The sequence below is a fragment of the Inquilinus sp. NPDC058860 genome, from assembly GCF_042743185.1.
In the GTDB taxonomy this organism is placed as follows: Bacteria; Pseudomonadota; Alphaproteobacteria; order DSM-16000; family Inquilinaceae; genus Inquilinus.
In genome coordinates this window covers 1-22,079 of sequence record NZ_JBHYMS010000069.1, presented here as the reverse complement: position 1 = coordinate 22,079, position 22,079 = coordinate 1, and the positions used below count along the sequence as shown (strand labels likewise).

Below are 22,079 nucleotides of genomic sequence, written 5' to 3'. Positions count from 1 at the left end.
CGGCGGGTCTAGGACTGGTCGACCCGACAAGAGTGAGGCGCGTCATGGAATACCGACTGCTCGGCCGCTCCGGCCTCAAGGTCTCCACCATCACCCTCGGCACCATGACCATGGGCGGGAAGGGCAATTTCGCCAAGGTCGGCACTGCCGGCGTCGACGAGGCGCGGCGGCAGATCGACCTGTGCCTCGACGCCGGCGTCAACCTGATCGACACCGCCGACGTCTACTCCACCGGCGGGTCGGAGGAGATCATCGGCGAGGTGCTGGGCGGCAAGCGCAAGGCCGGCGTGCTGATCGCCACCAAGGCGCGCTTCCCGATGGGCGACGGCCCGAACGACCGCGGCCTGTCGCGCCACCACCTGATCGAGGCCTGCGAGGCCAGCCTGCGGCGGCTGAAGACCGACGTGATCGACCTGTACCAGGTCCATCAATGGGACGGGCAGACCCCGCTGGAGGAGACGATCGACGCGCTCGACAGCCTCGTACGCCAGGGCAAGGTCCGCTACATCGGCGCCTCGAACTATTCCGGCTGGCACCTGATGAAGGCGCTCGGAGTCAGCGACCGCACCCACCGCCAGCGCTTCGTCAGCCAGCAGATCCACTACACGCTGGAGGCACGCGAGGCGGAGTACGAGCTGGTGCCGGTGTCGATCGACCAGGGCCTCGGCATCCTGGTGTGGAGTCCGCTGGCCGGCGGCCTCCTGTCCGGTAAGCACCGGCGCGGTGTGACGCCGGAAGGCACGCGCCAGCTGGCCGGCTGGGACGAGCCGCCGGTCCGCGACGAGGACCGGCTCTGGGCGATCGTCGACGCGCTGGTCGCGATCGCCGAGGCGCGCGGCGTCTCCGGCGCCCAGGTGGCGCTGGCCTGGCTGCTCGGGCGGCCGGCGGTCACGTCGGTGATCATCGGCGGCCGCACCGAGGCGCAGCTGAAGGACAATCTCGGCGCCGCCGATCTGGTGCTGACGGCGGAGGAGCGGGCGCGGCTCGATAAGGTCAGCGCGCCGCCGGTGCTGTACCCCTACTGGCACCAGCTGCGCACCGCCAAGGACCGCCTCGGCCCCGCCGACCTGTCGCTGCTCGGCCCGCACCTCTGATCGGGGAAGCCGGGCCTACGCCGGGACGCAGGCCGCCCCGGCCGGCGCCCGGCCGTGCAGCCAGCGCTGGCCGAGCAGGGCGACGGCCAGCGCCGTGGCCCCGGCCGCGACCGACACCCAGAACCCGGCCGAAGCGCCGAGCTCGTCGATGTTCCGGCCGGAGGCGGAGGAGCCGACGGCCATGCCGATGCCGATTCCGGTCATCACCCAGGTGATGCCCTCGGTCAGCTGCGACGGCGGCACCAGCCGCTCGATCAGCCCCATGGCGGTGATGATGGTGGGCGACACGGCGGCGCCGGCCAGGAACAGCACCAGCGCCAGCGCCGGGATGCTGTCGACCACCAGCAGCGGCAGGGTGGTCAGCGCCGCCAGGCCGATCGCCAGGACGAACTGGGCGGCCAGCGACAGCCGCGGCTTCATCGCCCCGAACGCCAGCCCGGCGATCAGCGACCCCAGGGCGTAGGCGGCCAGCACCAGGCTGGCGGCGGCGGTGGCGCCATGCGCCTCGGCGAAGGCGACTGCGGTGACCTCGGCGGTGCCGAAGATGGCGCCGACCGCGATCATGGTCAGCCCGATCACCCGCACCGACCCCAGCCGGATGACGGAGCGGCCGCGCCCGGCCTCCGGCGCATGCACCGGCGGCTCGGTCGCCTTCAGCCGGCTGAACAGGGTCACGCCGGCGGCCAGCAGCAGGGTGGCGGCCAGCGGCCCGGCCTCCGGGATCACCGCGACGCTCAGCCCGATCGCGATCACCGGGCCGGTCATGAAGATCACCTCGTCGGCCACGGATTCGAAGGCGAAGGCCGTGCGCAGCTGCGGCGTGTCGCGGTACAGCTCGGTCCAGCGCGCCCGCACGAAGGCGCTCAGGCTGGGCATGGCGCCGGCGCCGATCGCGAACAGGAACAGGGTCCAGTCCGGCGCGCCGAGCCGGGTGGCCAGCATCAGCCCGGCCATCGCCGCCACGGTGACGATCGTGGCCGGCACCGCCACCCGGCCCTGGCCGCGCCGGTCGACCAGCCGCGAGATCTGCGGCGCGATCAGTGCGTTGGACAGGGCAAAGGTGGCGGAGACGGCGCCGGCCAGCGCGTATTCGCCGCGCGCCTGCGACAGCATGGTGACGATGCCCAGCGTCATCATCGCCAGCGGCAGCCGGGCGATGAAGCCCGCGGCCGAGAAGGCCTTGGCGCCGGGGGCGCGGAAGATCTCGGCATAGGGGTTGGTCATGGCGCTCTCCGCTGCGGCAGCAGCACTTGCATACGCGTCGTATGTGAAGCAGATAATGATGGAGGCGGCGTGTGTCAATTGGCATACGCCGCGTATGTAAAGGAAGGGCATGGCCCACAGACCACGCAGCGAGATGATCGCCAAGACCCGCGCCAAGCTGCTGGCGGCGGCCCGGCACGCCTTCGGCACCATGGGCTATGCCGAGGCGTCGATGGACGACTTCACCGCCGAGGCCGGCTTGACCCGCGGCGCCCTCTATCATCATTTCGGCGACAAGAAGGGCCTGTTGCGGGCGGTGATCGCCGAGATCGACGCCGAGATGAACGCCCGACTGCGCGAGGTCTCCGGCCGCGCCGATTCGCTGTGGCAGGGCTTCTGCGACGAATGCATCGCCTATCTCGAGATGGCGCTGGAGCCGGAGATCCGGCGGATCGTCCTGCGCGACGGCCCGTCGGTTCTCGGCGACCCGTCGGCCTGGGACAGCCAGTCGGAATGCATCGCCTCGATGGCCGGCAGCCTGCGGTGCCTGGCCGGGGATGGCGTGATCGTGCGGGTCGACCCGGAGGCGACGGCGCGGCTGCTCAACGGGGCGATGCTGCACGCCGCCCAGTGGATCGCCAACGCCCCCGACCCGGACGTCGCCGCTCGGCATTCGATCCAGGCCTTCGGCGCCCTGCTGTCCGGCCTGCTGAAGCAGCGGACAGCCGACGACCAGGGAAGGAGGGCCGGATGAGCGACTATCCCGTGCTGCGGCCGGAACCGCGGGTGGATACCGATGGCGTGCGCCTGCGCCAGGGCGGCTGCAGCTGCGGCGCGGTGCGCTTCACCGTCCGGGGCGAGCCGCTGGTGATCGGCATCTGCCACTGCACCGAATGCCGCAAGGCCACCGGTGCCGTCGCCATGGCCTATGCCGACTGGCCCCGCGACGCCTTCACCGCGACCGGGGAGGTGCGCACCCATCGCGGCCGCAGCTTCTGCCCGGCCTGCGGCTCGCGCCTGTTCCACCCGTCCGAGGACAAGGTCGAGATCCTGCTCGGCGCCCTGGACGAGGCACCGGGCGATCTGCGCCCGACCCGCGAAGGCTGGATCATCCGCCGCGAGTCCTGGCTGGCGCCGGTCGCCGGCGCCGGCCAGTTCGACCGCGACCCGGCCTGACCGCTACAGCTCGACGAACACCTCGAACCCGCCATAGATCATGCGCTTGCCATCGAAGGGCATGGTGGAGGGGTCCCCTTTCAGCCGTGGGTCGGCCATCACCTTCTTGTTGATCTCGTCGCGCGCGGCGCGGCTCTCATAGACGATCCAGGCGAAGATCACGATCTCGTCCTCTTTCGCCAGCACCGAGCGCGGGAAGGAGGTCAGCTCGCCATAGGGTGTGTCATCCCCGATGCATTCGACATAGGCCAGCGCGCCGTGGTCCTTCCACACCGCGCCGGCATTGCGCGCCATCTCCTTGTACTCCTCCAGCCTGGCCTTCGGCACCGCCAGCACGAATCCGTCTGCATAGGACATCCCGGGTCTCCTCCGTTGGGTTGGACCGAACATAGGACGACCGAGGAGGCTGGGAACCGACAGGCCGGGCGGATTTTCTCAGCCGCTCACCCGCGTCCCGATATAGGCCGTCGTCCCCGGCCGCAGCTTGTCGTGCACGAACTGGATGAAGGCGTGCAGCTTGGGCAGGGCTTGGGCCCGGCTGGGGTAGTACAGGAACAGGCCGGGGGTGCCGGGGCAGAACTCCTCCAGCACCGGCTCCAGGGCCCCGGCGGCGACCTGCTCCTGCACCGCCGGCGCCGCGGTGTAGGCGAGGCCGACGCCCATCTCCGCCGCCATCACGTTCATCTCTCCGGTGTTGACGATCACCGGCCCGGCCACCGCCATGTCGAAGGCGCGGCTGCCGTCGACGAACTCCCAGCGATAGATCGGCCCCTGCGGCGACTGGCGCGTGCCGATACAGGCGTGGCGGTGCAGGTCCTCCGGCCGCTGCGGCCGGCCGTGCCGGGCGAAATAACCGGGGGCGCCGACCACGCTGAACTTGAAGGGCGGGGTCAGCCGCACCGCCACCATGTCGGCCTCCAGGAGCTCGCCCAGGCGAATGCCGGCGTCGAAGCCCTCGGCGACGATATTGGCCAAGCTGTCGTCGGCGAAGATCTCGACCTGCAGCGCCGGATGGGCGGCGCGGAACTCCAGCAGGATCGGCTCGGCCAGGAAATGCACCAGCGCCCGCGGCATGTTCAGCCGCAGCAGGCCGGTCACCTCCTCGCCCAGGTTCTGCGCCGCGTCGAAGGCGGCCAGGATCTCCGCCACTGCCGGCCGGGCGCGGTCGACGAAGCGCTGTCCGGCCTCGGTCAGCCCGACCTTGCGGGTGGTGCGGGTCAGCAGCGCCACGCCCAGCCGCGCCTCCAGCCCGCGGATGGTCTGGCTGATGGCGGAGGGCGAGACCCCCAGCTCCTCCGCCGCCGCGCGGAAGCTGCGGCGCTCGGCGACGCGCAGCACGGCGATCACGCCGTCCAGCTGGTCGCGCTCGATTGTGAAGGGTCTCTTCATGGCGACTGCAGATTATTCTGGATACCGGGACAAAGCGAGCGGCCATAGCCTTCTTCCATGAAGCAGAGGAGGCGCGGCCATGAGCATCGCTCTGACTGTGAACGGACGGCCCTTCACCTTCGACGGCGACCCGGAGACGCCTCTGCTGTGGGTGATCCGCGAGGCGGCCGGGCTGACCGGCACGAAATACGGCTGCGGTGTCGCCGCCTGCGGCGCCTGCACCGTGCATCTCGACGGGGCGGCGGTCAGGTCCTGCAGCGTGCCGGTGGGGTCGGCCGCCGGCGCCGCGGTCACCACCATCGAGGGGCTGCCGGAGACGGTGCAGCCCTCGCCGGCCGATGGGCTGCACCCGGTGCAGCGGGCCTGGGTCGAGATCCAGGTGCCGCAATGCGGCTATTGCCAGCCCGGCATGATCATGGCGGCGGCCGCCCTGCTGCGTGCTCGGCCGTCGCCGACGGATGCCGAGATCGACGCCACCATCACCAATCTGTGCCGCTGCGGCACCTATCCGCGGGTGCGCCGGGCCATCCGCGCCCTGGCGGCGCAGGCGTGAGGGCCGGGCGGTGAAGCGGCGCTGGTTTCTCACCGCCACCATCGCCGCGGCCGGCGGGCTGGCGCTCGGCTGGCGGGCCTGGGACCGCGGCTTCGACGTCCGCGCCCGGCAGCTGGCGGAGCAGGACGGCGGCACGCTGCTGGCCGGCTGGCTCGAGATCGGCGCCGACGACACGGTCACGGTCTATGTCCCGCACACCGAGATGGGGCAGGGGGTGCACACCGCTTTGGCCATGATGGCGGCGGAGGAGCTGGACGTGGACTGGGCGCAGGTGCGCGCGGCCCAGGCGCCGGCCGACCGCGCCTTCGCCAACCGCTTCCTGGCCGAAGGCTGGACCCTGCAGGACTGGTCGGTGCCCGGGGTGCTGGACGGCGCGGTCGACGCCGCCTTCGCCGCCGCGGCCCGGTTCATCGACCTGCAGCAGACCGGCGGCTCCACCGCGGTGCGGATGACCGGCCAGGTCGGCATGCGCCTGGTCGGCGCCGCGGCGCGGCAGATGCTGATCCAGGCGGCATCCCGGCGCTGGGGCGTGCCGGCCGGCGCGCTGGTCACCGCCGCGGGCCGGGTGATCCGGTCCGGCGGCGGGCAATCGGCGCGCTATGGCGAGCTGGCGGCCGCGGCGGCGGATCTTTCGGTCCCGGCCAGCCCGCCGCTGAAGCCGCGGCAGCGCTGGCGCCTGATCGGCACGCCGGTGCCGCGGCTCGATATCCCGGCCAAGGTCACCGGCGCCTTCGGCTACGGCATCGACCTGGCCCTGCCCGGGATGCGCGTGGCGACGGTGACGGCGGCGCCGGTGCCGGGCGGACGGCTGCTCTCGGTCGATCCCGCCCCGGCCCTGGCGATGGCGGGGGTGGAGCAGGTGCTGCGGTTGGACGACGCCGTCGCCGTGATCGCCCGCGACAGCTGGACGGCGCGAAAAGGGTTGGCCGTGCTGGCGCCGCGCTTCTCCGACGGTGGCCATGGCGGCGTGTCCTGCGCCTCGATCGATGCGGCCCAGGACGAGGCGCTGGCCGAGGCGGAGGGCGAGGCGCGGGTGACGCTCGGCGACGCCGCCTCGGCGCTGGCGCAGGCGCCGGCCGACCGCATCGTCGAGGCGGCCTACCGCGTGCCGCATCTGCACCATGCGGCGATGGAGCCGATCACCGTCACCGCACGGCTCGCCGGCGGCCGGCTGACGGTCTGGGCCGGCGACCACAACCCGCTGGTGGCCAAGCGCCGGCTGATCGAGTTGTCCGGGCTGGCGGAGGAGGACGTGACGCTGGTGCCGCTGCCGATGGGCGGCTCCTTCGGCCGCCGCGGCGGTCGCGACGACGGGCCTCCGGCCTATCTCGTCCAGGCGGTGGCGCTGGCGAAGGCGGCGGCACCCAACCCGGTGAAGCTGGTGTGGAGTCGGGAGGAGGACTTCGCCCAGGGCACCTTCCGGCCGCGCCTGGCCACCCGGATCCGGGCCGTGCTGGCGCCGGACGGCACGCCGCTGGCCTGGTCGCAGCTCTATGTCGACGGGATGCCGGCGCCGGTCGAGGCCTTCCGGATCCCCTATGCGATCCCGCATCAGTCGATCCGCGCCGTGGCGGTGCCGGACCCGGTGCGGCGCGGGTCCTGGCGCGGCGTCAATCACACCCAGCACGCCTTCTGGGCCGAGAGCTTCATCGACGAGCTGGCCCATGCCGCCGGCCGCGACCCCTTCGCCTATCGCCGCGACCTGCTGCCGCCGGGATCGCGGCACCGCCGGGTGCTGGAGGCGGCGGCCGAGGCGGCCGGCTGGGGCGTGCCGCTGCCGGCCGGCACCGGCCGCGGCATCGCCGTGGCCGAGGCCTACGGAACGGTGGTCGCCCATGTGGTCGAGGCCTCGGTCGGCTCCGGCGGCAAGCCGATGGTGCATCGGGTGATCGCAGCCGTCGATTGCGGCGACGTCTGCAACCCCGACACGGCGCGGCAGCAGGTGGAGGGCGCGGTGGTGATGGGGCTGAGCGCGGCGATGGCGGAGCGGATCACGATCGAGGGCGGCGCCGTGGTCGAGCGCAACTTCCCGGATTATCCGCTGTTCGGCCTCGCCGCGACGCCGGAGATCGAGGTGCGGTTCCTGCGCGGCGACGGGCCCTGGGGCGGGCTGGGCGAGCCGGGGCTGCCGCCGGTGGCGCCGGCCCTGGCCAACGCCCTGTTCGCTGCGACGCAACGCCGCTGCCGTACCCTGCCGCTGACGGTCGCGCTCATATCAGCGGAACGCACCGCTATCGCGTTCCCCTGACCTTCCCGTTCCTACTATGATAACAGGGGAGTCGGCCATGGACCCGCTGGGAGACCTCATGCCCTGGATCGCCGCCTGCAGCGTTGCCGGTCTGTTCGGTCTCATGCTGGTCGAGCGCCTGCTGCCGATCCTGCCCTCCTACGGCCTCCTGGTCGCGGTCGGGGTGGCGGTGGGCGAGGGCTACTGGTCGCTGCCGCTGGCCTTCGCGCTGACCGTGATCGGCGGCGTCGCCGGCTGCGCCCTGTTCTACGGGCTGGGCTGGGGCCTGGGCGAGGCGCGGGCCGGGGCGCTGCTGCGCCGCACCGCCGGCTTCTTCGGCATGGCGCCGGCGCGGGTCGACCGCTGCATCGCCTGGCTGCGGGACCGCGGAGTACTGTTCGCGCTGGTGGCGCAACTGGTCCCGACGGTGCGGCTGGTGGTGCCCGGCATCGCAGGGCTGCTGCGGGCCCGTCCCCTGATGTTCTTCATGGCCACCGCCCTTGGGATCGGGCTGTGGAACGGGCTGTTCATCGGCACCGGCTATGCCGCCGCGTCGCTGTTCGAGCCCGACCCGAATGCATCCTCGATCGCGTTGACGGCGCTGGTCGCGCTGCTGTCTCTGGAGCTGATGGGCACGATGATGTGGCGTAGCTTCTCCCGCCGGCGGCAGGCCGTCGCCGTCTCCTCCGCCGGCGCGTCGCCGGTCCTGATGCCGGGCGCCGCGAGGTCGCCGCGGCCCGCGGCCGGCCCCACGCGCCGCCAGGACGCGGCCGATGATTTCGCCTTCTTCCGCGCCTGGCTGAAGGCGCCGCTGCGGGTGGCCGCGGTGGTGCCCTCGGGGCGGGCCCTGGCCGCCGCGATCACCGCCGAGATCGGGCCGGAGACGGCGCCGGTGATCGAGCTCGGGCCCGGCACCGGGGCGTTCACCCGGGCGCTGATCGGCCGCGGCGTGCCGGAATCGCGGCTGGCGCTGGTCGAGGCCGGGCCGGATTTCGCGGCGCTGCTGCGCCAGCGCTTCCCGGCGGCGCAGGTGCTGTGCATGAACGCGGCCCGGCTGGGCGCGGCCGATCCCTTCGGCGGCGAAAAGGCGGGCGCCGTGGTCAGCGGCCTGCCGGTGCTGTCGATGCCGCCCAAGACGGTGATCGGCATCCTCGACGGCGCCTTCGGCCATCTGCGGCCGGACGGCGCGTTCTACCAGTTCACCTACGGGCCGCGCTGCCCGATCCCGCGCGCCATTCTCGACCGGCTCGGGCTCAAGGCGGTGCGGGTCGGCCGGGCGGTCGCCAACGTCCCGCCGGCCGCGGTGTACAAGATCACCCGCCGCTGGCAGCGCCCGCCGGCTTAGAAGGCTTCCCCACCATCGCGTCCCAGGCCGCCATGGCGTGGTCGATGATGGCGTGCATCTCGCGGCGGCCGGTGCCGTCGCGGGCCTTGATCGACAGGCCGGCCAGCACGGTCGAAGTGAAGCCGGCGAGCGGGCCCAGATCCAGGTCCGGCGGGAACTCGCCCGCCGTCGCGCCCTGTTCCAGCCGGCGCAGGATCAGGCCGCAGGATTCCTTGTGCAGGTCCAGCAGATGGGCGCGCACGCCCTCATGCTCCGGCGCCGTGTTGATGGCGCCGAGGATGACGAAGCAGCCATTTGGCAGGCCGGGGTCGGTGAAGGCGTCGGCGTTGTCGCGCAGCATCGCCTCGATCGCCGCGCGCGCCGTCCGCTCGCAGTCCAGCGCCCGGCGGGTGGCCGAACCATCGGTGGCGCGATACAGCGCGACCGCCTCGCGGAACAGCGCCTCCTTGCTGCCGAAGGCGGCGTAGAGGCTGGGCGCCGCGATGCCCATCGCCGCGGTCAGGTCGGCCATCGACACGCCCTCATAGCCGTGCCGCCAGAACAGCTCCATCGCCCGCCGCAGGGCGACGTCCCGATCGAAACCGCGAGGTCGGCCGCGTTCCGCCATCTCCATTCCTTTCTTTAATGATCCATAAATAAATCGCTTGACCGCGGGATGCAACTGCGCCAGCTATTTATTTATCGATCATTAAAGATATGGAGCATCCCATGGCCGACCTGTCCGGAACGGCGGCGCTCGTCACCGGCGCCAGCCGCGGCATCGGCGCCGCCATCGCCCGTCGCCTGGCACGCCAGGGCGCCGACGTCGCCCTGACCTGGAGCGCCTCGCCCGACAAGGCGGCGGAGGTGGCAAGGGACGTCGAGGCGGCCGGCCGGCGCGCCCTGCTGATCCAGGCCGACAGCGCCGACCCGGCGGCGGCCGCCGCGGCGGTGGACCGGGCGGCGGCAGGGCTCGGCCGGCTCGACATCCTGGTCGCCAATGCCGGCATCGCCGTGCATAAGCCCTTCGCGGAGTACACGGTCGAGGAGTTCGACCGCACCCTCGCGATCAATGTCCGCGGCGTCTTCGTCGCCGCCCAGGCGGCGGCCCGGCACCTGCCGGAGGGCGGGCGGATCATCGTCATCGGCAGCAACCTGGCCGAACGCGTGCCGGGGGCCGGGATCACGCTCTACACCTTGTCGAAGACGGCGCTGACGGGCCTGGTCAGGGGGGCCGCGCGCGACCTCGGGCCCCAGGGCATCACCGTCAACCTGGTGCAGCCGGGCCCGACCGACACCGACATGAACCCGGCCGACGGACCGCGCGCCGACACCCTGCGGTCGCTGATGGCGATCCCGCGCTACGGCAGCGGCGACGACATCGCCGGGCTGGTCGCCTGGGTGGCCTCGGCCGAAAGCCGCTTCGTCACCGGCGCCGCGCTGACCATCGACGGCGGCATGTCCATATGACCGCCCCAGCCGAGGACGAGAATATGACCGCGCGCGCCATGTCCGACGAGGCTGGCAACGGCCTCTGGGTGCTGGGCGCCGTCTGTCTGGCCGGGCTGATGATGCCGCTCAGCTTCACCGGCCCGGCCGTGGCGCTGCCGGCGATCGGGCGCGAGCTCGGCGGCAGCCCGGTGGCCCTGGCCTGGGTGGTGAACGCCTTCGTGCTCAGCTTCGGCAGCTTCGTCATGGCCGCAGGTGCCTTGGCCGACCAGCTCGGCCGCAAGCGCATGTTCGGCATCGGCGTGGCCGGCTTCGCCCTCTTGTCGCTGGTGCTGGGCTTCGCGCCATCGGTGGTGGCGCTCGACCTGCTGCGCGGCGCCCAGGGCATCGCCGCCTCGATCGCCATGGCCGGCGGCGCCGCCTCGCTGGCGCAGGAGTTCGAAGGGCCGGCCCGCACCCGCGCCTTCAGCCTGCTCGGCACCAGCTTCGGCATCGGCCTGGCCTTCGGCCCGATCCTGTCCGGCGTGCTGGTCGAGACGCTGGGCTGGCGCGCCATCTTCCTGACCGGCACCGCGATCGGCCTGCTGGTCCTGGTGTTCGGCCTGCCGCGGATGCGGGAATCGCGCGACCCCGGCGCCACCGGCGTCGACTGGCCCGGCCTGTTCAGCTTCACCGCCGCCCTCGGCCTCTTGACCTTCGGCATCATGCAGGGGCCGCAGGACGGCTGGGACAGCCCGGTGGTGCTGGTCCTGCTGCTCGGCGCCGCGGCGATGCTGGCGCTGTTCATCGCGGTCGAGACGCGGGTGCGGCGGCCGATGCTGGACCTGTCGCTGTTCCGCTATCCGCGCTTCGTCGGGGCGCAGTTCCTGCCGATCGCCACCGCCGTCTGCTTCGTGGTGCCGCTGGTGCTGCTGCCGGTGCGCTTCATCGGCGCCGAGGGAATGAGCGAGATCGAGGCCGGCGGGCTGATGATCGCGCTGTCGGCGCCGATGGCGGTGGTGCCGTTCCTGGCCGGGATGCTGGCCCGCCGGATCCCGGCGGCGGTGCTGTCGGCGATCGGCCTCGTGATCGCCGCGGTCGGCCTCGGCTGGCTCGCCGCCGTGCCGGTCGGTGCCGAGGCCATGACCTTGGCCCTGCCGATGCTGGTGGTCGGCATCGGCACCGGCCTGCCCTGGGGGCTGATGGACGACCTGTCGGTCAGCGTCGTGCCGCGCGAGCGCGCCGGCATGGCCACCGGCATCTTCTCGACCATGCGGGTGGCGGGCGAGGCGGTGGCGATCGCGGCGGCCGGCGCCCTGGTGGTGGCGCTCGGCCAGTCCGGCCTGCACCGGGCCGCGGGCGGCGAGGCCCGGGTGGCCGACGCGGTCAACGCCCTGGCCGGCGGCGACATGGGCCGGGCCGAGGCGATGCTGCCCGGCCTCGGCCGGGCGGCTCTGGCCCAGGCCTATGGCGCCGCCTTCCAGGCGATGCTCGCCGTCCTGGTGGTGGCGACCCTGGCGGCGGCGCTGGTCGCCTATGCCCTGCTGCGCCGGCGGGACGGGAGAGTGGAGGCCTGCGAGGCCCGGTGACGGGGCCGTCGCCTCAGGCGGCGACCGCCTCGGAGACGATCTCGCCGAGCGGCGGCACGGCGTGGGCCAGCTCCTCGACCACGGCGCGTGTCACCTTCGGCAGCTCCGGGATCTCCAGGATCACCGGCACGCCGCCATGCTTCTCGATCGCGGCGCGGTTGCCGGCGTTGAGCGGGCCGTTCATCACCACTCCGGCGATCGGGATCTTGCGGTGGCGCAGGGCCTCGATGGTCAGCAGCGTGTGGTTGATCGTGCCGCGGCCGCTGCGGGCCACGACGATGGTCGGATAACGCCATACCGCCAGCAGGTCGATCGCCAGCGTCGAGCAGTCCAGCGGCACCATCAGCCCGCCGCCCGGGCCTTCGATCAAGAGCGGCCGGGGCGAGAAGGGCGGCGTCAGCGCGGCCGGGTCGATCTCGCTCTCCTCCAGCGCCGCGGCGGCGACCGGGGCCAGCGGGGCCTGGAAAGTGTAGGTCGGCGCCTGCAGCCGGTCGGCCGGCAGGCCGGTCAGGGCGGCGATGATGGCGGTGTCCGCCGGCTTCTCGGCCAGGCCGGTCTGCACCGGCTTCCAGTAGTCGGCGTCCCAGGCGGCGGCCAGGCAGGCGCAGGCGAGGGTCTTGCCGACACCGGTATCGGTGCCGGTCACATAGAATCGGGTCATGGGGTGCTAGGGGTCTCAGCGGCGAGGCGGTCGGCGGCCGAAGCGGGCTGCCAGGTCCGGTCTACGGGCATTCGGGTCCGGGATGCCGTTACGCGAAGTCGCGGACTATGCACAGATCGGTCCTCCGAAGCGAGTCCCCAGTTACCGCAGCGCAGCAAAGCTGGATTGCGTCGTCAAGCGGGGACTCTCTGACGGACCGGCCGCTCGGGCATCGGCACGCCGCGCAGGATGGCGTTCGCCCGCTCCTCCCGGGGCGAGCGGCCGTAGAGCTGGCGGTAGCATTTGGAGAAATGCGAGGCCGAGACGAAGCCGCAGGCCAGGGCCAGGTCGACGATCGGCAGGTCGCTCTGGTTGATCAGGTGCTGCGCCCGCTCCAGCCGCAGCTCGAGATAGTAATGCGCCGGGCTGTGGCCCAGCTGCTTGCGGAACAGCCGCTCCAGCTGCCGGCGCGACAGGCCGACATGGGCCGCCAGCTCCTCCTGCGGCAGCGGCTCGGCGATGTTCGCCTCCATCAGCTCGATGGCCGAGACCAGCTTCGGGTTGTGCACGCCCAGCCGGGCCCGCAGCGGCAGGCGCTGGCGGTCGTGCGGGCTGCGGATGCGGTCGACCAGGCACTGCTCCGACACCTTGGTCGCCAGGTCGCGGCCCTGCCGGATCGCGATCAGGTGCAGCATCATGTCGATCGCTGCGGTGCCGCCGGAGCAGGTGTAGCGGTTGCGGTCGACCTCGAACAGGTCGCTCGACACCGGGATCTCGGGGAAGGTCTCGGCGAAGCCCGGCAGGTTCTCCCAATGGATGGCGCAGCGATAGCCGCCGAGCAGCCCGGCCCGGGCCAGGAGATGCGAGCCGGTGCACAGCGCGCCGACGCCGACGCCCTGCCGCTCCGCCCGGCGCAGCCAGGCGAAGACCTCGTCGTCGCGGTAGCGCTCGATGCCGAGGCCGGAGCAGGCGAAGATCATGTCGAGCGGCCTGGACACGCCGGCCTGGCGGCTGAGCTCGGCCAGCGAGGTGTCGACGCCGACGCTGATGCCGTTGCTGGCTTTCACCGCCTGGCCGTCCTTGGACAGCACCATCCAGCGGTACAGCGGCTTGCCGGCCATGCGGTTGGCGATGCGCAGCGGCTCGACCGCCGAGGTGAAGGCGATCATCGAGAACTGCGGAATCAGCAGGAAGCCGATCGTCTCGGTGTCGAAGGCTGGATCCTGGCCCATGCGTGAGTGCCTCCCGGCGACATTCCCGCGATGGGGCGCGCCTTATTGGACGAATCGGTAGCACGGGTCGCAAATCCGACAAAGAGGCCATATGCGACGGGCAAGTGATGATGCGATCCGCTGGACGCATGGCTCGTGCCGCCGCGACCTGGCGCGTCGCAGCAAGGCCGGACGACGTCGCCGCAGACGCGGTGCCGCCCCGGATGCTATGGGACGATCGACGCAAAAACTGGCTGGGGAGCTTTGGACATGGGGGCACCGTCGGACATCGAGATCGCCCGGGCGGCGACCCTGCGGCCGATCGCCGAGGTCGGCGCGATGCTCGGTATCCCCTCCGAGGCTCTCTATCCCTACGGCCCGCACATCGCCAAGCTGACGCCCGGCTTCGTCGACGGGCTCGGCGGCCGGCCCGACGGCAAGCTGATCCTGGTCACCGCCATCACCCCGACCCCGGCGGGGGAGGGCAAGACCACCACCACGGTCGGGCTCGGCGACGGTCTGAACCGGATCGGCCGCAAGACCGCGATCTGCCTGCGCGAGCCGTCGCTCGGTCCTTGCTTCGGCATCAAGGGCGGCGCCGCCGGCGGCGGCCGCGCCCAGGTGGTGCCGATGGAGCAGATCAACCTGCACTTCACCGGCGACTTCCACGCCATCGGCAGCGCCCACAACTTGCTGTCGGCGCTGCTCGACAACCACATCTACTGGGGCAATGCGCTCGAGATCGACACCCGCCGGGTGACGTGGCGCCGGGTGATGGACATGAACGACCGGGCGCTGCGCTCGATCGTCACCAGCCTGGGCGGCGCCGCCAACGGCTTCCCGCGCGAGGACGGCTTCGACATCACCGTGGCGTCCGAGGTGATGGCGATCTTCTGCCTGTCGAAGAGCCTGGAGGATCTGGAGCAGCGGCTGGGCCGCATCATCGTCGGCCAGGCGCGCGACCGCCGGCCCGTGACGGCGAAGGACCTGAAGGCGGACGGGCCGATGACCGTGCTGCTGAAGGACGCATTCATGCCGAACCTGGTGCAGACGCTGGAGAACAACCCGGCCTTCGTCCATGGCGGCCCCTTCGCCAACATCGCTCATGGCTGCAACTCGGTGATGGCGACGAAGACGGCGCTGAAGCTGGCCGACTATGTCGTCACCGAGGCCGGCTTCGGCGCCGATCTCGGGGCCGAGAAGTTCTTCGACATCAAATGCCGCAAGGCCGGGCTGAAGCCGGCGGCGGTGGTGATCGTCGCCACCGTGCGGGCGCTGAAGATGCATGGCGGCGTGGCCAAGGAGGAGCTCGGGCAGGAGAACGTGGCGGCGCTGAAGAAGGGCCTGGCCAATCTCGGCCGCCACATCCGCAACGTCGGCCAGTTCGGCGTGCCGGCGGTGGTCGCGGTCAACCGCTTCGTCGCCGACACCGAGGCCGAGCTGCAGGCGGTGCGCGACTACTGCGCCGAGCACGGGGTCGAGGCCCAAATCTGCACCCACTGGGCGGACGGCAGCGCCGGCACGGTGGAGCTGGCGCACAAGGTCGCGGCCCTGGCCGAGGACCATTCCCAGTTCCGCACCCTGTACGACGACGACCTGCCGCTGTGGGAGAAGATGCGGACGATCGCGACCGCGATCTACGGCGCCGACGACATCATCGCCGACAAGCGGGTGCGCGACCAGTTCGCCCAGTACCAGAAGAGCTATGGCCATTTCCCGGTCTGCGTCGCCAAGACCCAGTACAGCTTCTCCACCGACCCGGCCCTGAAGGGCGCGCCGTCGCACCATGTGGTGCCGGTGCGCGAGTTGCGCCTGTCGGCGGGGGCGGAGTTCCTGGTGGCGATCTGCGGCGAGATCATGACCATGCCCGGCCTGCCGAGGACACCGGCGGCCAACAACATCCGCTTGAACGAGAGCGGCCAGATAGAAGGGCTGTTCTGACGGGCCGCATGCCCCGTCCGCACGGCTGAGGCCCGGCATCGGCGTTTGACCCGGAGGCGGCCGGGCGGGAGAGTCCTCGCCCGATTCCGAGGACGATCCGATGCTGCTGCACCCCGACCGCCATCTCACCGTCTGCGGCCTGGAGGAGATCGCCGGCTTCCGCGCCGCCGGCGTCACCCATGTGCTGTCGATCGCCGATCCGGGCACCCCGGCCGAGACCTATTTCGACGGCTTCGCCCCGCATCGCCGCCTCGATCTGCGCTTCCACGACATCATCGACGAGATGCCGGGCCACATCTTCCCGACCCCGGACCATGTCGCCTCGATCCTGGAGTTCGGCGAGGCGATGGCGCTGGAGGGCGAAAGCCTGCGCCATCTGCTGGTGCACTGCCATATGGGCGTCTCGCGCTCGACCGCCTCGATGCTGATGCTGATCGCCCAGCGCCATCCGGGCGAGGAGGAGGCTTCGGTGGCGAAGCTGGCGGCGATCCGGCCGCAGGCCTGGCCGAACACGGTGATGATCGACTATGCCGAGGCGGCGCTGGGCACCCAGGGCCGGCTGCGCGACGCGCTGCGCCCGCAGTACCGTCGGGTCCGGGACGAGCAGCCGGAGCTGATCGAGATGCTGCGCCGCGTCGGCCGCGGGCGGGAGATTCCGGCCGACTGAGGCACTCCGCCGCTTCGTAGGTTGGGTTCGCGGCAAGCGAACCCAACATCGGGTCGGCCGTGGGAGTGTTGGGTTCGCCGGGCGAACCCAACCTACGCGGTGATCCGTGCGCCTCGCCCTTGGCGCAGGGCGACGCCTGCGTGTCGCGCCTAAGCTCGCGGCGGGCCGGCTGGCTCTGCACCATGCCCGCGCTCACCCTGGACCCGCCCCGGATCGATGTCCCGATATTCCGTCTTCTCCCTCGTCCGCAACGCGCTGTCGCACCACGAAGGCTGGCAGAAGGCGTGGCGCTCGCCCGATCCCAAGCCGGCCTATGACGTGGTCATCGTCGGCGGCGGCGGGCACGGCCTGGCCACTGCCTACTATCTGGCGAAGGAGCACGGCATCACCAATGTCGCGGTGCTGGAGAAGGGCTGGATCGGCGGCGGCAACACCGGCCGCAACACCACCATCGTCCGTTCCAACTACCTGTACGACGCCTCGGCCTTCATCTACGAGCATGCGCTGAAGCTGTGGGAGGGCCTGTCGGCCGACCTCAACTACAACGTCATGTTCAGCCAGCGCGGCGTGATGAACATCTGCCACGACCCGCATGAGGCGCGCGAGCTGATGCGCCGGCTGCACGCCAACCGGCTGAACGGCATCGACAGCGATTGGCTGACCCGCGACCAGGTGCTGGAGTTCTGCCCCGCCCTGAACCCGGACCCGACGATCCGCTTCCCGGTCTATGGCGGCACGGTGCAGCGCCGGGCCGGCACGGCGCGGCACGACGCCGTCGCCTGGGGCTATGCCCGCGGCGCCGACGCCCGCGGCGTCGACATCATCCAGAACTGCGAGGTCACCGGCTTCCGCACCCAGCAGGGGGGCGTCGTCGGGGTCGAGACCACGCGCGGCTATATCGGCGCCGGCAAGGTCGGGGTGGTGGCCGCCGGCCACAGCTCGGTCCTGGCCAACCTCGCCGGCTTCCGCCTGCCGTTGGAGAGCCACCCGCTGCAGGCGCTGGTGTCCGAGCCGATCAAGCCGGTGATCGACTGCGTCGTCATGTCGAACGCCGTGCACGCCTATGTCAGCCAGTCCGACAAGGGCGAGCTGGTGATCGGCGCCGGCATCGACGGCTACGTCTCCTATTCCCAGCGCGGCGGCTTCGCGATCATCGAGGAGACGCTGGCGGCGATCGTCGAGATGTTCCCGATCTTCAGCCGCATGCGCATGCTGCGGCAGTGGGGCGGCATCGTCGACGTGGCGCCGGACGCCAGCCCGATCATCGGCAAGACCCCGGTCGAGAACCTGTTCATCAACTGCGGCTGGGGCACCGGCGGGTTCAAGGCCACCCCCGGCTCGGGCCATGTCTTCGCCCACACCGTCGCCCGCGGCGAGCCCAACGCCATCGCCGCGCCCTTCGCGCTGGACCGCTTCTCTTCCGGCGCGCTGGTGGCCGAGCACGGCGCCGCCGCCGTGGCGCATTGAGGGTGCCCACATGTTCCTGATCGACTGCCCCTGGTGCGGGCCGCGCGACCAACGTGAGTTCCGTTGCGGCGGCGAGGCCCATATCCGGCGCCCGGCCAACCCGGCCGAGCTGAGCGACGCGGAATGGGCGGACTACGTCTTCATGCGCTCCAGCCCCAAGGGGCTGCATTACGAGCGCTGGGTCCACATCCATGGCTGCCGGCGCTGGTTCAACATCGCCCGCAACACGGCGACCGACGAGATCCTGGCAGTCTACGGGCCCGGCGACCCGCCGCCCGCGATCGAAGGCCAGTCCATCCCGACCCCGTCCGGCGAGCCGGCGCGGGGCACCGCCAACGCGCCGCTGGTCGATCCCGCCAGCGCTTCCGGCTCGCAGACCCCATGACCCAACGCTACCGCCTGGTCGGCCGCGGCGCCGACCTCGACCGCACCCAGGGCGTCGCCTTCGCCTTCGACGGCAGATCCTATCGCGGCTATGAGGGCGACACGCTGGCCTCGGCCCTGCTGGCCAATGGCGTCCATCTCTTCGGCCGCAGCTTCAAGTACCACCGGCCGCGCGGCGTGATCTCGGCCGGGCCGGAGGAGCCGAACGCGCTGGTCCAGCTGGGGCCGGACGCGGCGCGGACCGACCCGAACACCCGCGCCACCCAGGTCGGGCTGTTTGACGGCCTCGTGGCGCGCAGCCAGAACCGCTGGCCGTCGCTGCGCTTCGATCTGAACGCGGTCAACGACCTGTTCGCGCCGCTGATCCCGGCCGGCTTCTACTACAAGACCTTCATGTGGCCGCGCTCGCCCAAGGCCTGGATGGTCTATGAGCGCTTCATCCGCAAGGCCGCCGGCCTCGGCGTGTCGCCGCGCCAGCCGGACCCCGACCGCTACGATCACATGAACGTCCATTGCGACGTGCTGGTGGTCGGCGGCGGCATCGCCGGCCTCGGCGCGGCCCTGGCCGCGGCCCGCGCCGGCGCCCGGGTGATCCTGGCCGAGGACCAGCCCCGCTTCGGCGGCTGGCTGCGGTCGGAGCCGACGGCGTCGATCGGTGATTCTGGCGCGCTCGACTGGGTCCAGGCGACGGCGGCCGAGTTGGCGTCGATGCCCGATGTCCGGGTGCTGCCGCGCACCACCGCCTTCGGCTATTACGGCCACAACTGGCTGGGCCTGCTGGAACGGGCGACCGACCACATCCCGCCGCACGCCGTGCCGACCGGCACGCCGCGGCAGCGGCTGTGGAAGGTGCGGGCGAAGCAGGTGGTGCTGGCCACCGGGTCGATCGAGCGCAGCCTGGTCTTCGCCGAGAACGATCGTCCCGGGATCCTGCTGGCCGGTGCCGTCCGGGCCTATCTGAACCGATGGGGCGTCAAGGTCGGCGACCGCGTCGTGGTCGCCACCGGCGACGACAGCGCCTATGCCACCGCCCTCGACCTCGCCGCCGCCGGCGTTGCCGTGCCGGCGATCGTCGACACCCGGCCGGATCCGGACGGGCCGCTGGTGCGGGCGGCGCGCGCCGCCGGCCTGCCGGTCTATGCCGGCCATGCCGTGGTCGGCACCTCCGGCCGCCTCAGGGTGAACGAGGTGCGGCTGATGCCGCTGGCCGCCGACGGCCAGTCGGTGCGGCGCGGCGCCGAGACCACCATCGCCTGCGACGCCATCGCCATGTCCGGCGGCTGGAACCCGGTGCTGAACCTGCAGTCGCAGTCGCGCGGCCGGCTGCGCTGGGACGAGGCGCGCTCGACCTTCATGCCCGGCCAGTCCTTCCAGGCCGAACGCTCGGCCGGCGGCTGCGCCGGCACCGTGCGCTTCGCCGACGCGCTGCAGGAAGGCCTGGTGGCCGGCGCCGCCGCGGCCTCGGCCGCCGGGCTGAGCCCGGTGGCGGTGCCGGTGCCGCCGGTCGAGACCGCGCAGGAGGAGCCGGAGGCCGATGAGTCCCGGCCGCTGTGGTATGTGCCGTCGGACCGGCCGGCCAACGCCGTGCGCGCCTTCGTCGACTTCCAGAACGACGTCACCGCCAAGGACCTGCGGCTGGCGCTGCGCGAGGGCATGGTCTCGGTCGAGCACGTCAAGCGCTACACCACCACCGGCATGGCCACCGACCAGGGCAAGACCGGCAACGTCAACGCCCTCGGCATCGTCGCCGAGACCATTGGCAAGACCATCCCGGAGATCGGCGTCACCACCTTCCGCCCGCCCTACACCCCGGTCACCTTCGGCGCCATCGCCGGGCGCGGGGTCAAGGCGCTGTACGCCCCGATCCGCCGCACCCCGATGCACAGCTGGGCCGAGAAGCACGGCGCGGTGTTCGAGAATGTCGGCGGCGGCTGGAAGCGTGCCTGGTACTTCCCGAAGCCGGGCGAGGACATGCACGCCGCGGTGAACCGCGAGGTCAAGGCCGCGCGGAATTCGGTCGGCGTGATGGACGCCACCACCCTCGGCAAGATCGACGTCAGGGGGCCGGACGCGGCGGAGTTCCTGAACCGCGTCTACACCAACGCCTGGGCCAAGCTGGCGGTCGGCGGCTGCCGCTACGGGCTGATGCTGGGCGAGGACGGGATGGTCAAGGACGACGGCGTCACCACGCGCCTCGCCGACGACCATTTCCACATGACCACCACCACCGGCGGCGCCGCCAACATCCTCGCCTGGCTCGAGGAATGGCTGCAGACCGAGTGGCCGGACCTGAAGGTCTTCCTGACCTCGGTCACCGAGCAATGGGCGGTCGCCACCATCTCCGGCCCGAAATGCCGCGAGCTGCTGTCGCGTCTGACCGATCTCGACCTGTCGAACGAGGCCTTCCCGCATCTGGCCATGCGCGAGGGCACGGTGGCCGGGCTGCCGGCGCGGGTGTTCCGCATCTCCTTCACCGGCGAGCTGTCCTACGAGATCAACGTGCCCGCGAGCCATGGCCTGGCGCTGATCGAGGCGATCGAAGGGGCGGGGCAGGGGCTGGACCTCGTGCCCTACGGCACCGAGGCGATGCATGTGCTGCGCGCCGAGAAGGGCTTCATCATCGTCGGCCAGGAGACCGACGGCACTGCCACGCCGGGCGACCTGGGCATGGACTGGATCGTCGGCAAGAAGAAGCCGGACTTCATCGGCAAGCGCTCGCTCGACCGGGCCGACACGGCGCGGGCCGACCGCAAGCAGCTGGTCGGCCTCTTGACCGACGACCCGAAGCTGGTGCTGGAGGAGGGGGCGCACATCGTCGACACGGCGACGCCGGGCGCCCCGCCGGTGCCGATGCTGGGCCATGTGACCTCGAGCTACTGGAGCCCGAATCTCGACCGCTCGATCGCGCTGGCGATGGTCAAGGGCGGGCTGGGGCGGTTCGACGGCACGGTCCATATCGCCATGCCCGACCGCACCATCCCGGCCAAGGTGGTGAAGCCGGTCTTCGTCGACCCCGAGGGAGGGCGCCTGCATGCCTGACACCATGTCCGTCCCGGGCGAGGCGCCGGCCCGGCGCTCGGCGACCGCGGGGCTGGTCCGGCCGCTGGTGGCGCCGGCCAATCCGGGCGTGCGGCTGGCCGAGATCGCGCATGAGGCCAAGCTGAACCTGCGCGGCGACCTGTCCGATCCCGGCTTCGGCGCGGCGGTGTCCGGCGCGATCGGGCTCGACCTGCCGGCGCGGCCCGGCATCGCCGCGGCCGACGGCGTCGCGGCCTTGTGGCTCGGCCCGACCGAATGGCTGGTGGTCGGCGGGGCGGACCGCGAGGCCGATCTGGCCGCCCGGCTGCAGGGCGCGCTGGCCGGCCGGCACGCCGCCATCACCAACGTCACCGACAACTGGACGGTGATCGCGCTGGCCGGGCCGAAGGCGCTGGACGTGCTGGCCAAGGGCTGCCCGCTGGACCTGCATCCGCGCGCCTTCCCGGCCGGATCGGTGGTGCAGAGCATGGTCTGCCAGGCCGACGTCATCCTGCACCGCACCGACGACGCGGACGGCGCGCCGCGGCTGCGGATCTATGTCCGCCGCTCCTTCGCCCAGTATCTCTGGGACTGGCTGGCCGATGCGGGGCTGGAATACGGGGTGGGTGAAGCCGGCTGAGGTAAAGACAAAGCCCAACGGTCCTTTCGCGTTGCCTCTCCCGCTTGGCGGGATCTCTTCAGAATAGCCTTAACCGTTCCTTCCTTGTCCCCCCTCCCCTTGCGGGAGGGGGCCAGGGGGAGGGGTCC

Annotated in this window: 20 protein-coding genes; 14 read left to right on the top strand and 6 right to left on the bottom strand. The window is 71.8% G+C overall.

Features of this window, described 5'->3' with window-relative positions; translation table 11 throughout:
• The first annotated feature begins 44 nt into the window (after window positions 1–44).
• Window positions 45–1,094, top strand: a complete 1,050-nt coding sequence (locus ACFW16_RS31435; protein ID WP_380312755.1) for an aldo/keto reductase — start codon at window positions 45–47, stop codon at window positions 1,092–1,094.
• Between the two features lie 15 nt (window positions 1,095–1,109).
• On the opposite strand, the gene ACFW16_RS31430 is transcribed toward ACFW16_RS31435, so the two are convergent.
• Window positions 1,110–2,318, bottom strand: a complete 1,209-nt coding sequence (locus ACFW16_RS31430; RefSeq protein WP_380312753.1) for an MFS transporter — start codon at window positions 2,316–2,318, stop codon at window positions 1,110–1,112.
• A gap of 109 nt (window positions 2,319–2,427) precedes the next feature.
• Between ACFW16_RS31430 and ACFW16_RS31425 the strand changes: the two genes are divergently transcribed.
• The gene (locus tag ACFW16_RS31425; protein ID WP_380312750.1) at window positions 2,428–3,051 is read left to right on the top strand and encodes a TetR/AcrR family transcriptional regulator; all 624 of its coding nucleotides are present in this window, start codon (window positions 2,428–2,430) and stop codon (window positions 3,049–3,051) included.
• Complete coding sequence (locus ACFW16_RS31420) at window positions 3,048–3,473, top strand: GFA family protein (RefSeq protein ID WP_380312749.1); 426 nt, start codon at window positions 3,048–3,050, stop codon at window positions 3,471–3,473. Before ACFW16_RS31425 ends, ACFW16_RS31420 begins: the two co-directional genes overlap by 4 nt.
• A gap of 3 nt (window positions 3,474–3,476) precedes the next feature.
• Here ACFW16_RS31420 and ACFW16_RS31415 read toward each other — a convergent pair whose 3' ends face one another.
• Together ACFW16_RS31415 and ACFW16_RS31410 are read right to left on the bottom strand one after the other, a co-directional pair.
• Entirely contained in the window at window positions 3,477–3,830 is a 354-nt protein-coding gene (locus tag ACFW16_RS31415) for a DUF1428 domain-containing protein (protein WP_380312747.1), read from the bottom strand.
• Window positions 3,831–3,908: 78 nt separating this feature from the next.
• Complete coding sequence (locus tag ACFW16_RS31410; RefSeq protein WP_380312744.1) at window positions 3,909–4,862, bottom strand: LysR family transcriptional regulator; 954 nt, start codon at window positions 4,860–4,862, stop codon at window positions 3,909–3,911.
• A 79-nt stretch (window positions 4,863–4,941) separates the two neighbouring features.
• On the opposite strand from ACFW16_RS31410, the gene ACFW16_RS31405 reads away from it, so the two are divergent.
• From ACFW16_RS31405 to ACFW16_RS31395, 3 genes are read left to right on the top strand one after another with little or no spacing between them, the layout of a single operon-like run.
• Window positions 4,942–5,415, top strand: coding sequence for a (2Fe-2S)-binding protein (locus tag ACFW16_RS31405; RefSeq protein ID WP_380312741.1), 474 nt, complete (start codon window positions 4,942–4,944; stop codon window positions 5,413–5,415).
• A 10-nt stretch (window positions 5,416–5,425) separates the two neighbouring features.
• A complete protein-coding gene (locus tag ACFW16_RS31400; protein WP_380312738.1) occupies window positions 5,426–7,663 on the top strand; it encodes a molybdopterin cofactor-binding domain-containing protein in 2,238 nt (745 codons plus the stop codon).
• A 37-nt stretch (window positions 7,664–7,700) separates the two neighbouring features.
• A complete protein-coding gene (locus tag ACFW16_RS31395) occupies window positions 7,701–8,987 on the top strand; it encodes a VTT domain-containing protein (protein WP_380312736.1) in 1,287 nt (428 codons plus the stop codon).
• Here the strand turns inward: ACFW16_RS31395 and ACFW16_RS31390 are convergent.
• Window positions 8,956–9,594: a TetR/AcrR family transcriptional regulator gene (locus tag ACFW16_RS31390; RefSeq protein WP_380312734.1), complete on the bottom strand. Its 639-nt coding sequence runs from the start codon at window positions 9,592–9,594 to the stop codon at window positions 8,956–8,958. The two genes, ACFW16_RS31395 and ACFW16_RS31390, sit on opposite strands and share 32 nt — an antisense overlap.
• Before the next feature lie 101 nt (window positions 9,595–9,695).
• On the opposite strand from ACFW16_RS31390, the gene ACFW16_RS31385 reads away from it, so the two are divergent.
• Window positions 9,696–10,436, top strand: coding sequence for an SDR family oxidoreductase (locus ACFW16_RS31385; protein WP_380312731.1), 741 nt, complete (start codon window positions 9,696–9,698; stop codon window positions 10,434–10,436).
• A gap of 23 nt (window positions 10,437–10,459) precedes the next feature.
• Window positions 10,460–11,983, top strand: coding sequence for an MFS transporter (locus tag ACFW16_RS31380; RefSeq protein ID WP_380312729.1), 1,524 nt, complete (start codon window positions 10,460–10,462; stop codon window positions 11,981–11,983).
• Between the two features lie 13 nt (window positions 11,984–11,996).
• Here the strand turns inward: ACFW16_RS31380 and bioD are convergent, their stop codons facing one another.
• A complete protein-coding gene (gene bioD / locus ACFW16_RS31375) occupies window positions 11,997–12,644 on the bottom strand; it encodes a dethiobiotin synthase (RefSeq protein WP_380312726.1) in 648 nt (215 codons plus the stop codon).
• Between the two features lie 173 nt (window positions 12,645–12,817).
• Complete coding sequence (locus ACFW16_RS31370) at window positions 12,818–13,855, bottom strand: GlxA family transcriptional regulator (protein WP_380312724.1); 1,038 nt, start codon at window positions 13,853–13,855, stop codon at window positions 12,818–12,820.
• 249 nt (window positions 13,856–14,104) lie between these two features.
• Here ACFW16_RS31370 and ACFW16_RS31365 point away from each other — a divergent pair, with 249 nt between their 5' ends.
• From ACFW16_RS31365 to ACFW16_RS31340, 6 genes are all read left to right on the top strand, one after another.
• A complete protein-coding gene (locus ACFW16_RS31365; RefSeq protein ID WP_380312721.1) occupies window positions 14,105–15,775 on the top strand; it encodes a formate--tetrahydrofolate ligase in 1,671 nt (556 codons plus the stop codon).
• Between the two features lie 100 nt (window positions 15,776–15,875).
• Window positions 15,876–16,442 carry a tyrosine phosphatase family protein gene (locus ACFW16_RS31360; RefSeq protein ID WP_380312719.1) on the top strand — a complete coding sequence of 189 codons (567 nt, stop codon included), beginning with the start codon at window positions 15,876–15,878 and terminating at the stop codon, window positions 16,440–16,442.
• Window positions 16,443–16,658: 216 nt separating this feature from the next.
• The gene (locus ACFW16_RS31355) at window positions 16,659–17,909 is read left to right on the top strand and encodes a sarcosine oxidase subunit beta family protein (protein ID WP_380312716.1); all 1,251 of its coding nucleotides are present in this window, start codon (window positions 16,659–16,661) and stop codon (window positions 17,907–17,909) included.
• A gap of 10 nt (window positions 17,910–17,919) precedes the next feature.
• Window positions 17,920–18,294, top strand: a complete 375-nt coding sequence (locus ACFW16_RS31350; RefSeq protein ID WP_380312714.1) for a sarcosine oxidase subunit delta — start codon at window positions 17,920–17,922, stop codon at window positions 18,292–18,294.
• On the top strand, window positions 18,291–21,332 hold the full coding sequence (locus ACFW16_RS31345) for a sarcosine oxidase subunit alpha family protein (protein WP_380312712.1): 3,042 nt from the start codon (window positions 18,291–18,293) through the stop codon (window positions 21,330–21,332). Before ACFW16_RS31350 ends, ACFW16_RS31345 begins: the two co-directional genes overlap by 4 nt.
• On the top strand, window positions 21,325–21,951 hold the full coding sequence (locus ACFW16_RS31340; protein ID WP_380312709.1) for a sarcosine oxidase subunit gamma: 627 nt from the start codon (window positions 21,325–21,327) through the stop codon (window positions 21,949–21,951). The genes ACFW16_RS31345 and ACFW16_RS31340 overlap by 8 nt, the downstream gene beginning before the upstream one ends.
• The last annotated feature ends 128 nt before the right edge of the window (window positions 21,952–22,079 follow it).

Coding starts and splice junctions, on each gene's coding strand:
- ACFW16_RS31435 (WP_380312755.1), top strand. CDS start 45: ATGGAATACCGACTGCTCGGCCGCTCCGGCCTCAAGGTCTCCACCATC.
- ACFW16_RS31430 (WP_380312753.1), bottom strand. CDS start 2,318: ATGACCAACCCCTATGCCGAGATCTTCCGCGCCCCCGGCGCCAAGGCC.
- ACFW16_RS31425 (WP_380312750.1), top strand. CDS start 2,428: ATGGCCCACAGACCACGCAGCGAGATGATCGCCAAGACCCGCGCCAAG.
- ACFW16_RS31420 (WP_380312749.1), top strand. CDS start 3,048: ATGAGCGACTATCCCGTGCTGCGGCCGGAACCGCGGGTGGATACCGAT.
- ACFW16_RS31415 (WP_380312747.1), bottom strand. CDS start 3,830: ATGTCCTATGCAGACGGATTCGTGCTGGCGGTGCCGAAGGCCAGGCTG.
- ACFW16_RS31410 (WP_380312744.1), bottom strand. CDS start 4,862: ATGAAGAGACCCTTCACAATCGAGCGCGACCAGCTGGACGGCGTGATC.
- ACFW16_RS31405 (WP_380312741.1), top strand. CDS start 4,942: ATGAGCATCGCTCTGACTGTGAACGGACGGCCCTTCACCTTCGACGGC.
- ACFW16_RS31395 (WP_380312736.1), top strand. CDS start 7,701: ATGGACCCGCTGGGAGACCTCATGCCCTGGATCGCCGCCTGCAGCGTT.
- ACFW16_RS31390 (WP_380312734.1), bottom strand. CDS start 9,594: ATGGCGGAACGCGGCCGACCTCGCGGTTTCGATCGGGACGTCGCCCTG.
- ACFW16_RS31385 (WP_380312731.1), top strand. CDS start 9,696: ATGGCCGACCTGTCCGGAACGGCGGCGCTCGTCACCGGCGCCAGCCGC.
- ACFW16_RS31380 (WP_380312729.1), top strand. CDS start 10,460: ATGACCGCGCGCGCCATGTCCGACGAGGCTGGCAACGGCCTCTGGGTG.
- bioD (WP_380312726.1), bottom strand. CDS start 12,644: ATGACCCGATTCTATGTGACCGGCACCGATACCGGTGTCGGCAAGACC.
- ACFW16_RS31370 (WP_380312724.1), bottom strand. CDS start 13,855: ATGGGCCAGGATCCAGCCTTCGACACCGAGACGATCGGCTTCCTGCTG.
- ACFW16_RS31365 (WP_380312721.1), top strand. CDS start 14,105: ATGGGGGCACCGTCGGACATCGAGATCGCCCGGGCGGCGACCCTGCGG.
- ACFW16_RS31360 (WP_380312719.1), top strand. CDS start 15,876: ATGCTGCTGCACCCCGACCGCCATCTCACCGTCTGCGGCCTGGAGGAG.
- ACFW16_RS31355 (WP_380312716.1), top strand. CDS start 16,659: ATGTCCCGATATTCCGTCTTCTCCCTCGTCCGCAACGCGCTGTCGCAC.
- ACFW16_RS31350 (WP_380312714.1), top strand. CDS start 17,920: ATGTTCCTGATCGACTGCCCCTGGTGCGGGCCGCGCGACCAACGTGAG.
- ACFW16_RS31345 (WP_380312712.1), top strand. CDS start 18,291: ATGACCCAACGCTACCGCCTGGTCGGCCGCGGCGCCGACCTCGACCGC.
- ACFW16_RS31340 (WP_380312709.1), top strand. CDS start 21,325: ATGCCTGACACCATGTCCGTCCCGGGCGAGGCGCCGGCCCGGCGCTCG.